At 68.9% G+C, this 14,974-nt stretch carries 17 protein-coding genes; 12 read left to right on the top strand and 5 right to left on the bottom strand.

The window, feature by feature from the left end; all coding sequences use genetic code 11:
• Positions 1-3: 3 nt before the first annotated feature.
• Positions 4-489 carry a hypothetical protein gene (locus VGU65_RS15160; protein ID WP_327477108.1) on the bottom strand — a complete coding sequence of 162 codons (486 nt, stop codon included), beginning with the start codon at positions 487-489 and terminating at the stop codon, positions 4-6.
• Positions 490-604: 115 nt separating this feature from the next.
• Here VGU65_RS15160 and VGU65_RS15155 point away from each other — a divergent pair, with 115 nt between their 5' ends.
• Positions 605-1,375, top strand: a complete 771-nt coding sequence (locus tag VGU65_RS15155; protein WP_327477107.1) for a DUF4097 family beta strand repeat-containing protein — start codon at positions 605-607, stop codon at positions 1,373-1,375.
• A gap of 105 nt (positions 1,376-1,480) precedes the next feature.
• On the opposite strand, the gene VGU65_RS15150 is transcribed toward VGU65_RS15155, so the two are convergent.
• Positions 1,481-2,134, bottom strand: a complete 654-nt coding sequence (locus VGU65_RS15150; protein WP_327477105.1) for a DUF502 domain-containing protein — start codon at positions 2,132-2,134, stop codon at positions 1,481-1,483.
• A gap of 151 nt (positions 2,135-2,285) precedes the next feature.
• On the opposite strand from VGU65_RS15150, the gene VGU65_RS15145 reads away from it, so the two are divergent.
• Together VGU65_RS15145 and VGU65_RS15140 are read left to right on the top strand one after the other, a co-directional pair.
• The gene (locus VGU65_RS15145) at positions 2,286-2,804 is read left to right on the top strand and encodes an RNA polymerase sigma factor (protein WP_414655834.1); all 519 of its coding nucleotides are present in this window, start codon (positions 2,286-2,288) and stop codon (positions 2,802-2,804) included.
• Between the two features lie 2 nt (positions 2,805-2,806).
• The gene (locus VGU65_RS15140) at positions 2,807-3,454 is read left to right on the top strand and encodes a hypothetical protein (protein ID WP_327477101.1); all 648 of its coding nucleotides are present in this window, start codon (positions 2,807-2,809) and stop codon (positions 3,452-3,454) included.
• Positions 3,455-3,478: 24 nt separating this feature from the next.
• On the opposite strand, the gene VGU65_RS15135 is transcribed toward VGU65_RS15140, so the two are convergent.
• A complete protein-coding gene (locus tag VGU65_RS15135; protein ID WP_327477100.1) occupies positions 3,479-3,943 on the bottom strand; it encodes a DUF4442 domain-containing protein in 465 nt (154 codons plus the stop codon).
• Positions 3,944-4,048: 105 nt separating this feature from the next.
• The gene (gene trxA / locus VGU65_RS15130; protein WP_327477098.1) at positions 4,049-4,912 is read right to left on the bottom strand and encodes a thioredoxin; all 864 of its coding nucleotides are present in this window, start codon (positions 4,910-4,912) and stop codon (positions 4,049-4,051) included.
• Between the two features lie 136 nt (positions 4,913-5,048).
• Here trxA and VGU65_RS15125 point away from each other — a divergent pair, with 136 nt between their 5' ends.
• The 9 genes from VGU65_RS15125 to VGU65_RS15085 all read left to right on the top strand — a co-directional run bounded on the left by VGU65_RS15125 (position 5,049) and on the right by VGU65_RS15085 (position 14,361).
• Complete coding sequence (locus VGU65_RS15125; RefSeq protein ID WP_327477096.1) at positions 5,049-5,699, top strand: paraquat-inducible protein A; 651 nt, start codon at positions 5,049-5,051, stop codon at positions 5,697-5,699.
• A complete protein-coding gene (locus tag VGU65_RS15120; RefSeq protein WP_327477094.1) occupies positions 5,696-6,313 on the top strand; it encodes a paraquat-inducible protein A in 618 nt (205 codons plus the stop codon). Before VGU65_RS15125 ends, VGU65_RS15120 begins: the two co-directional genes overlap by 4 nt.
• Positions 6,306-7,991: a PqiB family protein gene (locus VGU65_RS15115; RefSeq protein ID WP_327477092.1), complete on the top strand. Its 1,686-nt coding sequence runs from the start codon at positions 6,306-6,308 to the stop codon at positions 7,989-7,991. The genes VGU65_RS15120 and VGU65_RS15115 overlap by 8 nt, the downstream gene beginning before the upstream one ends.
• Positions 7,988-8,590, top strand: coding sequence for a PqiC family protein (locus VGU65_RS15110; protein WP_327477089.1), 603 nt, complete (start codon positions 7,988-7,990; stop codon positions 8,588-8,590). The genes VGU65_RS15115 and VGU65_RS15110 overlap by 4 nt, the downstream gene beginning before the upstream one ends.
• 159 nt (positions 8,591-8,749) lie before the next feature.
• Positions 8,750-11,497 (top strand): leucine--tRNA ligase, encoded by a 2,748-nt coding sequence (gene leuS / locus VGU65_RS15105; RefSeq protein ID WP_327477087.1) that lies wholly within the window; start codon positions 8,750-8,752, stop codon positions 11,495-11,497.
• A gap of 4 nt (positions 11,498-11,501) precedes the next feature.
• Positions 11,502-12,020, top strand: a complete 519-nt coding sequence (locus tag VGU65_RS15100; protein WP_327477085.1) for an LPS-assembly lipoprotein LptE — start codon at positions 11,502-11,504, stop codon at positions 12,018-12,020.
• 1 nt (position 12,021) lies between these two features.
• Positions 12,022-13,032, top strand: a complete 1,011-nt coding sequence (gene holA, locus VGU65_RS15095) for a DNA polymerase III subunit delta (protein WP_327477083.1) — start codon at positions 12,022-12,024, stop codon at positions 13,030-13,032.
• A gap of 214 nt (positions 13,033-13,246) precedes the next feature.
• Entirely contained in the window at positions 13,247-13,903 is a 657-nt protein-coding gene (nadD, locus tag VGU65_RS15090) for a nicotinate-nucleotide adenylyltransferase (protein WP_327477081.1), read from the top strand.
• Positions 13,900-14,361, top strand: coding sequence for a GNAT family N-acetyltransferase (locus VGU65_RS15085; RefSeq protein WP_327477080.1), 462 nt, complete (start codon positions 13,900-13,902; stop codon positions 14,359-14,361). Before nadD ends, VGU65_RS15085 begins: the two co-directional genes overlap by 4 nt.
• Before the next feature lie 7 nt (positions 14,362-14,368).
• Here the strand turns inward: VGU65_RS15085 and msrB are convergent, their stop codons facing one another.
• Positions 14,369-14,968: a peptide-methionine (R)-S-oxide reductase MsrB gene (gene msrB / locus VGU65_RS15080; RefSeq protein WP_327477079.1), complete on the bottom strand. Its 600-nt coding sequence runs from the start codon at positions 14,966-14,968 to the stop codon at positions 14,369-14,371.
• Positions 14,969-14,974 lie beyond the last annotated feature (6 nt).

Below are 14,974 nucleotides of genomic sequence, written 5' to 3'. Positions count from 1 at the left end.
CCGTTAACGGTCCGCCGGCTCGGTGGCACCCTGGTGCTGTTTCCACTGGGCGCGCGTGCGTTCATGCTCGGCGCGCATCTTGGCCTCGTTGGCGAGGTTTTCGGACAGGCTCTTGCGCAGCGTGGCGATCGCCTGGTCGACATTGGCCGGCTTGGCCTGCAGGCGGGCGAGCTGGTGGTAGACGTAGGTGCGAAGCTGCGGATCCTGCGACTTGGCCAGCACCTCGTTGTAGAGGCCGCTGAGCTCCTTGTCGCGCCCGGTCTCCCGGTAGAGGCGTTCGAGCGCGCGTAGGTCGGCCAAGGCGCCCAGCTCCGGGCCGTGCATGCGCATCGATCGCATGTGATGACCCATCGCTCCGTGGTCGGGGTGCGGTGACGACTGGACCTGCGGCGCGTTGGTCGGGGGCATCGATGGCGCATCCTGGGCCATGGCCAATGGGCTGGCGAGCAGCAGGGCGAGAGCAGGGGCGAGCAGGTCGAAACGGGGCATGGAAGCACTCCAGCGGAATCGTGCCTGGCAAAAACGCGGGCATTCCCGGCCGGTAGACGCAACCCTTTGCGGCCCGGCGGCATCCTAGCCCTGTCCCATCTGAAACGGAGTTGCCATGCGTATCTTTCTCGCCTCCCTGCTGCTGCTCGCGCCACTGGCCGGCCACGCGGCCGACCGCTGTGCCTTCGAGGCGCCACGCGACATGAGCATCGATCTGGCCGGCGTGCGCGGCGTGCAGATCCAGGTGCGCAGCTACGGGCTGCACGTGACCGGCCGCGCCGATGCCCGCAAGCTCGACGTGCACGGCCGCGCCTGTGCATCGGACCGCTCCATGCTGGACGGGCTGACGGTCACCCAGCGCCGCGAGGGCGACCAGCTCGTGCTCGAACTTGGCGGCGACCTGCGCTCGGGCTTTCATCTGTTCGGCAGCAACTACTCGGACCTGGACGTGACCGTGCAATTGCCCGCGGACCTGCCGCTCTCGGTTGAAGTGGGTTCGGGCGACGCCGAAGTCAGTGGGGTGCGGCAGCTGGACAGCCACGTCGGCTCGGGCGATCTGCACGTGCGCAACGTCGCGGGCCGTTTCGCCACCGGGGTGGGCTCCGGCGACGTCGAGGCAAACGACGTGGGCAGTCTGGAAGTGGGTTCGGTGGGCTCGGGCGACCTTACCGCCAAGGGCATCGGCGGCGATGCGCGCGTGGGCAGCATCGGCTCCGGCGACGTCCGCCTGCGCGACGTCCGCGGCAGCGTGCGGGTCGATACCCTGGGCTCGGGCGACCTGGACGTCGATGGCGTCGGCGGCGACCTCAGCCTCGGTGCCAAGGGCAGCGGCGACGTGAACCACAGCGGCGTCAAGGGCAAGGTGCAGGTGCCTAGCGACGACTGATCGCGTGTCGCACAAGAACGTTGTTCTTCAGCCTGGCCGGTCGAGAGAGCCTTCGATCCGGCACGCGGGCCGCACCGGTAGGCGCTGCCGGTGTGGTCAGCACATCTACGCGGTCCTGTGCTCGACGGCCGGCAGCGTGTCCGGCGCGACGGCGCCGCCGGAGATGATGAAGGCCATCGCCTGGTCCATGGTCCAGTCGGTGGGCGTCAGCGCCTCCACCGGCAAGGTCAGCAGGAAGCCGCCGGTGGGGTTGGGCGTGGTCGGCACGAACACCGCGGCCATTTCGCGGCCGCTGCCTTCCTCGACCATCAACCGGGTCACGAAGCCCACTGCCTTGGTGCCGGGGTGCGGAAAGTCGACCAGCACCACGCGCTGCACGCCAGAAGGTTTCTGCTGCAGCACCGCCATCAACTTCTTGGTGCCGCCGTAGATGGTCTGCACCAGTGGAATGCGGTGCAGCAGCGTGTCGAAGGTATCCAGCAGCCGCTGTCCGATCACACGGCCCGCCAGGACGCCGAGCAGGTAGAGCGCCAGCAGGGTGATCAGCAGGGCGACCAGCGAGGTGAACCAGGCGCTGCCGAGCGTGGCGGCGGTTTGCGGCGCGACCAGCGCCAGCGCGCCCAGCACCGCGGCCACCATCGGCGCGCCGATGCCGGCCAGGAAGCCCAGCACGACCTTGAACACCGTCCAGGTCACCCAGAGCGGGATGAAGGTGAGCAGGCCGGTCAGCAGGTTGCGTTTGAGGCGCAGGCGGGGCATGGCGGCTTCGTCGGGGCGGGGAGCCGCCATTGTAGGCGGCGTCGACCCAGGAAGAGTCGTTTTGTTGCCCAAGAGCGTGCGCTGCCGGGACGTGTGATTTTTTCCCCGCCCGGGCGAATCATGCTGGAGACAGGGATCTCAAGTGCACGCCATGACCGACCGCCACAGCCGACACCTGTTCGAATCGCTGCTGCGCGAGCACCGCGGCATCGTGTTCAAGGTGGCCAGCATCTACGCGCGCGGCGGCGAGGACCGCAATGACTTGGCCCAGGAGATCGCCACCCAGCTGTGGCGTTCCTTCGGTGCCTACGACGCGGCGCGGGCGAAGTTTTCCACGTGGATGTACCGGGTCGCCCTGAACGTGGCGATCTCGTACGCACGGCGCAGCGCGGGCAACCCGCAGCTGGAGCCGTTCGACGCATGTCACCTGGAGCTGCCCGGCGAGGCGGACGTGGCGCAGCCGGACGAGCGGCTCGCCGCGCTGTACGCCTTCATCGGCCAGCTCGACGCGCTCAACCGCGCGCTGATCCTGCTCTACCTGGAGGAGCGTTCCTACGCCGAGATCGCCGAGGTGCTCGGCATCAGCGAAACCAACGTGGCCACCAAGATCGGCCGCATCAAGCAGAAGCTGCGCGGGCAGATGACCGCCGCGGCCACCACCGGAGCATGAACATGGAACTGGAGGAGATGAAACAGGCATGGCAGGCGCTGGACCGCCGGCTGGTGCAGCAACAGGCGTTGAACTGGCGGACCTGGCGCGACGGTCAGGCCGACCGGCTGCGCCGCGGGCTGCGGCCATTGGTGTGGGGGCAGATGGCCCAGATCGCGCTGGGCGTCCTGGTCGCCGTGCTGGCGGGCTCTTTCTGGGTGGCGCGGCTGCATGTAACCCATCTGCTGGTGTGCGGTGTGCTCCTGCATCTGTATGGGTTGGCGCTGATCGGCTTTGCCGCGCGCACGCTGTATCTGATCCACCACATCGACCATGCCGCCCCGGTGCTGGCGATCCAACGCCAACTCGCCGAGTTGCGCGCCTGGCGCGTCCGCGTCGAGGGGCCGTTCAATGCCGTGGCGGGCTGCTTCGTATGGATACTGGTGTTGTGGGTCAACCTGGCCTGGTACGGCCTGGACATCTGGGCAGGCGGTCGGTCAATGGCGTGGATGGCGCTAAGCGCCGGCGTGGGGCTGGCCGGCGTGGGGCTAGTCGTCTGGGTCATGCGTGCCACCGGCCGGGGCCGCAGGCTAGAGGACCATGCGGCCGGCAAGAGCTTGCAAAAGGCCGAAGCCCTGCTCGCCGAAATCGAACGTTTCCAGCAGGAATAGGGCTTGGCCATGGCCAAAGCCCGCCTACGGAGCGGGCTGGCGAGCCCCTGGCTTGAGCCGCACGTAAAGCTGCTTGCGCACGCGCGCGATGACCTCGCCATCGGCGGTGGTCACTTCGGTATCGAACCAGCGCAGCACCTTGTCGCCGCTTGCGGCCGCCGCGCGAAGTTCATCGACCAACGCTTCGGTCAGGTGAAAGGACGCATAGACGTCTTCACGGCCGGGTGCGACGAAGTCGATCGCGCCGGCCTTGTCCCACACGTAGTAGTCGGTGCCGAGGCGGTGCATCGCCAGCAGCATCCAGAAAGGGTCGGTCATCGCGAACAGATTGCCGCCGAACTGGGTGCGCACGTAGTTGCGGTTCCATGGCCGCAGGCGCAACACCACGCGCGCCTCGCTCCAGTCTTCGGCCAGCTCCTGCACGCGGATGCTGTTGAACAGGAACGGCGGCCACAGGTTGAGCAGGCGGCGGAAAGTGGCGGGGCGCATGCGCAGGGGAGCCGGCAGGAAAAAACGCACTTTAGCGTACGCCAGCGTACGGATCCTGCACCGCCGCGGCCGTCTCGCGGGCGGACGTGGCTCCTGCCGCGGATGTCAGAACAGCAGCGAAGCCATGCGGCGGCGGTAGCGTCCGACCAGTTCGGCATCATCCAGCGTGGCGAACGCGGCTAGCAGACGCTTCTTCGCCTGGCCTTCGTTCCAGTCGCGCGCCTTTTCCAGGATCGCCAGGAACTGGTCGAGGCCGGCAGCCGGGTCGTCTTCCAGCAGCAGGCGCACGCCGAGCAGGTCGCGCGAAGCCCAGTCCGCGGGATCGGCGTGCACGCGCTGGCGCAAGGCGGCGAGCGGAGGCGCACCTTCCAGCGCGCGGGCAAGATCCAGTTGGCTGCGCAGGCGCACCGCGCGCGCGTCGGTCGCCAGGTTGGCGGGCAGCGCGTTGAGCTCGGCCTCGGCGGCGTCGGCCTGACCGTTGCGCATCAGCGCAAGCGCCAGGTCGAGCTTGAGTTCGGCGCGCTCCGGTTCGGCCGCGATGGCCTGCTGCAGGCGGTTGATCGCCTGCGCCGCGTCTTCCTGCTCGGCCGGCTCGGGTTCGGCTTCGGCGGCCCCCTCCAGCGGCTGCACGTGGCGGGAGAGGAATTCGCGCAGTTGGCCTTCCGGCAGCGCACCCGCGAAGCCGTCCAGCAGTTGGCCGTCCTTGACCAGCATCACGGTAGGGATGGAGCGCACGCCGAACATGGCCGCCAGCTCCTGGTTCTTGTCCACGTCCACCTTGCCCAGCCGGAATGCGCCGTTGTATTCGGCGGCGAGCTTTTCCAGCAGCGGGCCGAGCGTCTTGCAGGGGCCACACCAGCTCGCCCAGAAATCAACCAGCACCGGCACGGTCAGCGAGGCACGCAGCACCTCGGCCTCGAAATTGACGGTGTCGACGTCGAAGACGTGGGCTTGGGCTGCAGCGGTCACGTGGAAGCTCTCCTGGCGGGAATGGCTGAGATCAGGGCGTCGCGCAGCATATCAAGAGCACTGCCGGCCGCTTTCGATTGGCCCCGGGTGTACGCCACCAGCTTCTTCTTCGCTCGCGATTTGCGAGAATGCCAGGATGAGCACGCCAGAGCAGGGCATCGCCCGCGAGGAACCGGCGCCAGCCACGGCTGCGGCGCCGCTGATCTGCGAGCAATGCGATACCGTCCATCGCAATCGCGTGCTGGCCCGCGGCGAGCAGATACGTTGCGTGCGTTGCGGCGCCGAGCTGGCGCGCTACCACGCGCTCGATGCCGGCGGCATGCTCGCGCTGGTATTGACAGCGCTGATCGTGTTCGTGATCGCCAACGTGTGGCCGGTGGTGACCCTGGGGCTGGGCGCGCAGCGCATCAGCGCAACCCTGTGGGGCACCATCATCATGATGTGGAAGCAGGAGGCCCAGGTGGTGGCGGTAGTCGCGGCGGCCACGCTGTTCTTCTTTCCCCTGAACAAGATGCTGATGCTCGGCTGGGTGCTGTGGTTCGCACGTGACGGTCGGCGTGCGCCGGCCTTCGCGTTCATCATGCGCACACTCCACTACCTGCAGCCGTGGACGATGACCGAGGTGTTCGTGCTCGGCGCGCTGGTATCCATCGTCAAGGCGCGGGCCTATTTCGAGGTGCTGCCCGACCCAGGCATCTGGGCCTATGGCGTGCTGACACTGTTGATCACAATTTTCTCCGGCATCGACCTGCGCCGACTGTGGGACGACACGGAGCCACCTCGATGAACGCGCCGCGCGCGCACGAGCTGGGCATGATGGCCTGCCACGTATGCGGGCTGGTCTGTCGCGAACCGGCGATGGAAGATGCGGCGTGTCCTCGCTGTGGCGCCGGACTGCACCGGCGCAAGCACGACAGTATCCGCCGCACCTGGGCGCTGCTGCTGGCTGCGTTCATCCTGTACGTTCCGGCCAACGTACTGCCGATCATGCGCACGGTGAGCCTGGGCGACGTGGACGACAACACCATCATCAGCGGGGTGGTGGAGCTGTGGGTCAAGGGCTCGCCCAGCCTGGCGATGATCGTGTTCACCGCCTCGATCGTGGTGCCGATGATGAAGTTCCTGGTGCTGGGCACGCTGCTGGTAACCACACAGCGGCGCAGCCGCTGGGCGCTGCGCCAGCGCGCCAAGCTGTTCCGGTTGGTCGAGTTCATCGGCTACTGGTCGATGCTGGACGTGTTCGTGGTGGCGTTGCTTACCGCGCTGGTGCGCTTCGGCTTCTTCAGCCAGGTCGAACCGCTGCCGGGCGTGGTGTTCTTCGGCTTGACCGTGATACTTACGATGTTCGCCTCGATGAGCTTCGACCCCCGACTGATGTGGGATGGCCCCGACCATGACTGACCAGACCCCACCCACCGGGCAGGGCCCGCGCGGGGAACTGCCCGAGCCGGTGGTGCGCAGGCGCCGCTTCAGCATTTCGCTTATCTGGCTGGTGCCGGTGCTGGCCGCGCTGGTGGGGCTGTCGCTGGTGGTACACGCCTGGCTGCAGGCCGGTCCGGACATCACCATCACCTTCCAGACCGCCGAGGGCCTGGAGGCGGGCAAGACGCCGGTCAAGTACAAGAATGTGGTGATCGGCAAGGTCAACGGCCTGGAGCTGTCCGACGACCGCCAGCGCGTGCGCGTGAAAGTGGCTCTCAACAAGAGCGCATCGAGCTTCGCCACCAAGGGCACGCGCTACTGGGTGGTGCGCCCGCGCATCGGCCTGGGCGGGGTCTCGGGCGTGGATACGCTGCTGTCGGGTGCCTTCATCGGCACCGACGTGGGCGACTCGCACGACGAGCAGACCGAGTTCAAGGGACTGGAAACCCCGCCGGCCGTGCTGCATGGCGCTCCGGGCAAGAGCTTCGTGTTGCACACCGACGACCTGGGCTCGCTCGATACCGGATCGCCGGTGTACTACCGGCGCATTCAGGTCGGCCGGGTCGTGTCCTACGCGCTGGACAAGGACGGCAAGGGCGTGACGCTGCGGATTTTCGTCGACGGCCCGAACGATCGCTTCGTCAGCCGCTCCACGCGGTTCTGGAACGCCAGCGGAGTGGACGTCTCGCTGGGCGCCAACGGCCTGAAGCTCAACACCCAGTCGCTGGCCACGGTGATCGCCGGCGGCGTCGCCTTCGAGGATCCTCACGGCCCGCACGACGACACGCCCGCGCCCGAGGATGCCGATTTCACCCTGTTCACTGACCGGTCCACCGCGATGGCGCCGCCGGACGGCCCGCCGCGCTACATCCGCATGCGCTTCAACCAATCGCTGCGCGGGCTGGCGGTGGATGCGCCGGTGGAGTTCCTGGGCATCAACATCGGCCAGGTGGTATCCATCAACATGGACTACGAAGCCAAGGACCAGCGCTTCCCGCTAACCGTCGGCGCCGTGATCTATCCGCAGCGGCTGGGCAAGGCCTACGACAAGCTCGCCGCTAAGGCGGGCCTGCAGGATGGCCGGGTCGACCTGGGCCGCATGTTCGGTCCGTTGGTCGAACACGGCCTGCGGGCGCAGGCGCGCACCGGCAACCTGCTCACCGGCCAGCTCTACATCGCCCTGGATTTCGTGCCCAAGGCACCCAAGGCGGTGCTGGACACGCATGCCACGCCGATCGAGCTGCCCACCGCGCCCGGCAGCTTCGACAAGTTGCAGGAACAAATGGCCGACATCGTCACCAAGCTGCAGAAGATTCCCTTCGACAGCATCGGCCAGAACCTCGATGCCACCCTGGGTGAGCTCGACCGCACGCTCAAGCACGTCAACGGCGACGTGCTCCCCGAGCTCAAGGGCACGCTCAAGGGCGCCCAACGCACGCTCGGCAGCGCCGACAGCGCGTTCTCGGCCGATTCGCCGTTGCAGCAGAACCTGGGCAGCACGCTGGAAGAGCTGCAGCGCATGGCCCGCTCGCTGCGTGCGCTGACCGACTACCTGGACGTGCATCCCGAAGCGCTCATCCGTGGCCGGCGTGACGATCCGCCACCCGCGCAACCGTCCGCGCCAGCCACACGCCAGGGACAAGGGAGCAAGCCATGATCCGTCCGCGAATCCTGTTGGCCGCAGTCTGCGCGCTCGCGCTGGCTGCCTGTGCTTCGGCTCCGGTGCATTACTACACGCTGGTGGCACCGGCGCCCGTGGTCGCGGACACCGGCCCGGCCGCCGCCTTCCAGTTCGAGCTCCTGCCGGTCGGCGTCCCGGCGCAAGTCGACCAGCCACAACTGGTGATCCGCCACGGCGGGCAGGGCGCGGTGCCGCTGGGCAGCGAACGCTGGATCGCCCCGCTGGCGCAGGAAGTGCGCGGCTCCTTGTCGGCTAACCTGGCGCAGGCGTTGCACACCCAGGACGTCACCGGGCTGCCCGGCGGCGGCAAGCCGCGATTGCGCATCAAGGTCGACCTGCGTCGATTCGATTCGGCTCCCGGCGACTATGCCCTGATCGACGCCGCCTGGAGCCTTCGCCTGTTGCCGGGCGAAGCGACCCTGGCCTGCACCAGCCAGGTCCGCGAGCCGGTCGGTGCCGGCTACGACGCGCTGGTCGAGGGCCACCAGCATGCGCTGGCGCGGCTGGCCGCTCAGATCGCGCAGGTCGCCGCCCCGCTCGCCGGCGGCCGGGCCACGGCCTGTCCCGCACCATAGATCCTGCCCATCGAGCCATCCCTCGACGGCGGGGAGGGATATCCGCGTCTCATCACCGTCCCAGACTTGGCGCCAACCCGGCGCTCGGCTAGTCTGCTGAGTCCCTCCCAGCCCGCCGATTCCCGGTGTGCGCAGATGACCCAGCCACGGCACGGAAACATGCAGGACTCCCACGAACAGGCTTCGAACGAACAGGTCTACCAGCCGCAGGCGGTGGAAACCGCTGCCCAGCAATACTGGAGCGCGCAGCGCGCCTACGAGGTGGTCGAAGACCCGGCGCGGCCCAAGTTCTACTGCCTTTCGATGTTGCCCTACCCGTCCGGCGCGCTGCACATGGGCCACGTGCGCAACTACACCATCGGCGACGTGATCAGCCGCTACCAGCGCATGAACGGCAAGAACGTGCTGCAGCCGATGGGCTGGGACGCCTTCGGCCTGCCGGCCGAGAACGCCGCGATCAAGCACCGGACCGCGCCGGCCAAGTGGACCTACGCGAACATCGAGCACATGCGCGAGCAATTGAAGCGCATGGGCTTCGCCTACGACTGGACGCGCGAGTTCGCAACCTGCCGCCCGGAGTACTACCGCTGGGAACAGCTGATGTTCACGCGGCTGATGAAGAAGGGCCTGGCCTACCGCCGCAATGCGGTGGTCAACTGGGACCCGGTCGACCATACCGTGCTGGCCAACGAGCAGGTGATCGACGGCCGCGGCTGGCGCTCCGGCGCGCTGGTGGAAAAGCGCGAGATCCCGCAGTGGTTCCTGAAGATCACCGACTACGCGCAGGAACTGCTGGACGGCCTGGACACGCTGCCGGGCTGGCCCGACGCGGTCAAGACCATGCAGCGCAACTGGATCGGCCGCTCCGAAGGCGTGGAGATCCACTTTGCCGTCGAGGGCGAGGCCGAGCCGCTGACCGTGTTCACCACCCGCCCGGACACGCTGCTGGGCGTGAGCTTCGTCTCCATCGCCGGCGAGCATCCGCTGGCGCTGAAGGCTGCACAGGGCAACCAGCGGCTCGCTGCGTTCCTGGAGGAGCTCAAGCATGGCGGCGTGTCCGAGGCCGAGCTGGAGACCCAGGAAAAGCGCGGCATGGACACCGGTGTGCGCGCCGTCCACCCGATCACCGGCGAGGCGATTCCGGTGTGGGTGGCCAACTTCGTGCTGATGGGCTACGGCACCGGCGCGGTGATGGCCGTGCCCGGCCACGACCAGCGCGACTGGGAGTTCGCGCAGAAGTACTCGCTGCCCATCCGCATGGTGATCGTCGACCGCGGCGTGGTCGACGCCGTGCGCGAGATCGGCCGAGACCTAAACGCCGGTGTCGGCGCCAACGTCATGCGCGCTGCGCTGCAGGGCGAGGCCACCGATGCCTACGCGACCTCGGCCGCCGTGCGCCTGGTGGAGAACTTCGAGCGGCGCATCCACGAAGATGCCGCCTACACCGAACGCGGCACGCTGGTGAACTCCGGCGAGTACGACGGGCTCGACTTCGCCCAGGCCTTCGAGGCGATCGCCGATCGCCTGGAGCGCGAGGGCAAGGGCCAGCGCCGCGTCAACTGGCGCCTGCGCGACTGGGGCGTGAGCCGCCAGCGCTACTGGGGCTGTCCGATCCCGGTGATCTACTGCGACAGCTGCGGCGCCGTGCCCGTGCCGGAGGACCAGCTGCCGGTGGTGCTGCCGGAGGACGTGGAGTTCTCGGGCGTGCAGTCGCCGATCAAGGCCGACCCCGACTGGCGCAAGTGCGCCTGCCCGCAGTGCGGCGGCCCGGCCGAGCGCGAGACGGACACCTTCGACACCTTCATGGAGTCGAGCTGGTACTACGCCCGCTACACCAGCCCGGGCGCCCAGAACCAGGTGGATGCGCGTGCCGACTACTGGCTGCCGGTGGACCAGTACATCGGCGGTATCGAGCACGCGATCCTGCACCTGTTGTACTTCCGCTTCTATCACAAGCTCATGCGCGACGCGGGGCTGGTGCACTCGGATGAGCCGGCCACCAACCTGCTGTGCCAGGGCATGGTGATCGCCGAGACCTTCTACCGCGAGAACGACAACGGCTCGAAGGACTGGATCAACCCGGCCGATGTGGAGATCGAGCGCGACGAGCGCGCGCGCGTGGTCGGGGCGCGACTTAAGTCGGACGGCCAACCGGTGCAGATCGGCGGCACCGAGAAGATGTCCAAGTCCAAGAACAACGGCGTCGACCCGCAGGCGATGGTGGAGAAGTTCGGCGCCGATACCGTGCGCCTGTTCTCCATGTTCGCCGCGCCGCCGGAGCAGTCGCTGGAATGGAGCGAGGCCGGCGTGGAAGGCATGGCGCGCTTCCTGCGCCGCTTCTGGCGCGAGGTCACCACGCACGCGTCACAGCCGGATCATCCGGTGGTCGATCCGGCGGCGCTCGATGTCGGGCAGAAAGCGCTGCGCCGGCAGGTGCACGAAACGATCCAGAAAGTCGGCGACGACCTGGGCCGCCGGCATTCCTTCAATACCGCCATCGCCGCCCTGATGGAACTGCTCAATGCGCTGGGCAAGTTCAGCGACATGAGCGAGCAGGGGCGTGCCGTGCGCCACGAGGCGCTGGAGGCGATGGTGCTGCTGCTCAACCCGGTGGTGCCGCACGTCTGCCACGCGCTGTGGCAGGTGCTCGGCCATCCCGAGGCCGTGCTGGAGAACCTGGCCTGGCCACGGCCGGACCCCGCCGCGCTGGTGCGCGACTCGGCCACGCTGGCGGTGCAGGTCAACGGCAAGTTGCGCGCTACCATCGAGCTGCCGGCCAACGCTTCGAAGGAAGAGGCCGAGGCCGCGGCACGCGCGCATCCCAACGTGGCCGCGTTCCTGGAAGGCCAGAGCGTGCGCAAGGTGATCGTGGTGCCTGGAAAGATCGTCAACATCGTCGCAGGATGAGCCCATGAACCGTCTGTTCCGAGCTTCGCTGCTGGTCTGCACACTGGCCCTGGCGGCGTGCGGCTTCCACTTGCGCCAGAGCGCCGCGCTGCCGGCCTCGATGCAGCGCATGCACCTGTCGGTCTCCGGCGGCGGCGACCTGCAGCGCAACCTTGCAAGGGCGCTGGAAGGCTCGGGCGTCACGGTCGAGGATGAAGGGGGCCCCGGCATCGCCGAGCTGAAGATCCCGGTCGCCCAGTTCAGCACCGACACGCTGAGCGTGAGCGGCGGCGCCCGCGTCACCGAATACACGGTGCGCTACCAGGTGCGCTTCGACGTCGAGGACGGCGCGGGCCAGGCGCTGGTGCCCGAACAGCGCATCGACATGTCGCGCGACTACAGCTACGACGCGACCAACACCATCGGCAATCAGGCGCAGGTGGAAGAGATCCAGCGCAGCCTCAACGACGACATGGTGCAGGCGATCCTGTTCCGCCTGCAGGCTGCCGGCAACCACCCGCCGGCGGCGCCCGCCACGCACTGACATGCCGCTGTCCGCCGCCCAATGGTCCAAGGCGCTGGCGTCCGACCGCCTGGCCCCGGTGTACCTGCTGGCGGGCGAGGAGCTGCTGGTGCTGGAGGCGGCCGACGCGCTGCGCGCCCGCGCCCGCGAACTCGGCTATGCCGAGCGCGAGGTGCTGGAGGCTGGCCAGCATTTCGACTGGGACGATCTGGCCCGTTCGGCCGCGGGCATGTCGCTGTTCGCCAGCCACCGCCTGCTCGACCTGCGCCTGCCGACCGGGCGCCCGGGCGTGGAAGGGGCCAAGGCGATCACCGCGTTCTCCGCCGATCCGCCGCCTGACGTGACCCTGCTGATCACCGCGGTGGAATGGAGCACCAAGCACGAGGGCGCCTGGACCAGGCAGGTGGACGCCGCCGGCGTGCTGGCCGTGTTCAACGCTCCCAAGCCGCAGGAATGGGCCTCGTGGATCGGCGCACGGCTCGCCTCGCGCGGCCTGGCGGCCACCCCCGACGCGGCATCTCTGCTGGCCGAGCGCGTGGAGGGCAACCTGCTCGCCGCCGCGCAGGAGATCGACAAACTGGCGGTGCTGCACGGCAGCGGCCGCATCGATGCGGCCGAGATGGAGAACCTGGTCGCCGACAGCGCCCGCTACGACGCATTCAAGCTCACCGACGCCGCTTTCGCGGGTGACGGCGGGCGCGCGCTTCGCATCCTGGCCGGCCTGCGCGGCGAGGGCGAGGACCTGATCCCGCTGATGGGCTGGCTGGTCAACCAGCTGCAGCTCGCGCTGCGCCTGGCCAACGCCCGCGATTTCGCCGCGCAGGCGCGCGCCGAGCGGCTGTGGCCAGCGCGCGAACAGCTTTTCCGCAAGGCCCTGCGCCGTGCGCCGCGCGAGCACTGGCTGTCCTGCCTGGCGCGCGCCTCGCGCATCGACCGCATGGCCAAGGGCCGCGAGCAGGGCGAGCCGTGGCTGGAGGCCGAACGCCTGATCGCCGCGATCGCCGAACCGCGCGCTGCCGGGGCGTTGGCGTGATCGCCGGCTCCGCTCCCGCTCCCCTCTCGAGTGGTGGCGTGATCGCCGGTTTTGCTCCCTCTCCCCGCCGGGGAGAGGGCTGGGGTGAGGGGCGGGGGCTCGCTGAAAGAACGTGGCTTCGATGCGTCCGGTCACGCAAGGCCTCCCCCTCTCCCCAACCCTCTCCCCCCGCGGGGCCGGGGGAGAGGGGGCTGTCCGTGGCGCGAGTGTAAGCATGCGACCGCTGGCCGTCCTCGGTGGCACCTTCGACCCGATCCACATCGCCCATCTCGCCGTGGCGTGGGAGGCCGCGGAGCTGCTGGATGCCGAAGTTCGGCTGATGCCCGCCAGCGTGCCGCCGCACCGGCCGCCGCCGATCGCCGACGCGACCACACGCGTGGCGATGCTGCGCGCAGCGCTTGGGGGCCAGGACCGGATCGGCCTGGACACGCGCGAGCTGGCCCGCGGTGGCCCGTCCTACACCATCGACACGTTGGGAGAAATGCGCGCGGAAGAGGGCGACCGGCCGATCGTTCTTTTGCTCGGCGCCGATGCGTTCGCCGGCTTGCCTAGCTGGCATCGCTGGCGCGCGCTGTTCGAGGCCGCGCACATCGGGGTCCTTTCGCGCCCTGGCGTGGCGCGCGAGTGGCCGGCGGAGCTGGCCGAGGAGGTGGCCGCACGCCAGGTGGCCGATCCACGCCAGCTGTGCAACCAGCCGGCAGGCCTGGTGGCCGAGCTGGAGGTGACGCCGCTGGAAATCTCGGCCACCCGCATCCGCGACCTGCTCGCGGCTGGCCGCGAGCCGCGCTACCTGCTGCCGCAGGGCCTGTTCGACGATCCGGCCCTGCTTGCGCCATACCGTCAGCCAGGCCCTCCGGACGGACGGTCGTGAGCGGGCCCGTCATCGTGCGGGACGTGGTGCGCGGCGACCATGCCGCCTGGCTGCCCTTGTGGGATGGTTACAACGCCTTCTACGGCCGCTCGGGCGAAACCGCGTTGCCGGCGCAGATCACCGCGATGACCTGGTCGCGCTTCTTCGACGCCTACGAACCGATGCATGCGCTGGTGGCGGAAGCGGACGGGCGGTTGCTAGGCCTGGCGCACTACCTGTTCCATCGCAGCACCATCCGCATCGAACCGAGCTGCTACCTGCAGGACCTGTTCACCGTGCCGCAGGCGCGCGGATCCGGCGTGGGCCGCGCGCTGATCGAGGCGGTCTACGAGCGCGCCCGTGTCGCCGGCTGCCCGCGGGTGTACTGGCAGACGCACCAGAGCAATGCCGCGGCCATGGCCCTGTACGACAAGCTGGCCGAGCGCTCCGGCTTCGTGGTCTACCGCAGCGAGCTGTAGCGCGCGCTCAGCCCACGCGCGGCACGAAGCGCAGCGCCACGGAGTTCATGCAATAGCGCAACCCGGTGGGCCGCGGGCCGTCGTCGAAGACGTGGCCCAGGTGGCTGTCGCAGCCCGCGCAGCTGATCGCAGTGCGGACCCAGCCGAACATGCGGTCGGTGCTTTCGATGACGTTCCGCTTGGCGATCGGTTGCCAGAAGCTTGGCCAGCCGGTGCCGGAGTCGAATTCGGTGGCGGCGTCGTAGAGCGCGGTGTCGCAGGCCAGGCAGCGGAACAGCCCCGGCACGGGCGGCCGTTCGTGCGGCCCGCTGAAGGCGCGCTCGGTACCGTTGTGGCGCATCACCTCGTACGAGGCCTCGGGCAGGCGCTCGCGCCACTGCGCATCGGTGAGCACCAGCTTGCGCACGTGGCACAGGCCGAGGCGGTGGCCATCGTCGGCGAAGCATTCGAGCAGCACCTCGCCGCCGCGGGCCGGCGCTGCTGCTGCGGGGCGTGCCGACAGGCGCGGCACCAGCAGTCCACCGGCCAGGGCAAGCGCGCCGCCGCCCAGCGCAGCGCGCAGGAAGCGGCGCCGTTCCAATGCAACGATGTCGTGGATGCGGTTCATGGAAAA

This window comes from Frateuria sp., assembly GCF_035943815.1.
GTDB lineage: Bacteria > Pseudomonadota > Gammaproteobacteria > Xanthomonadales > Rhodanobacteraceae > Frateuria_A.
This window is presented reverse-complemented; position numbering and strand designations above follow the sequence as displayed.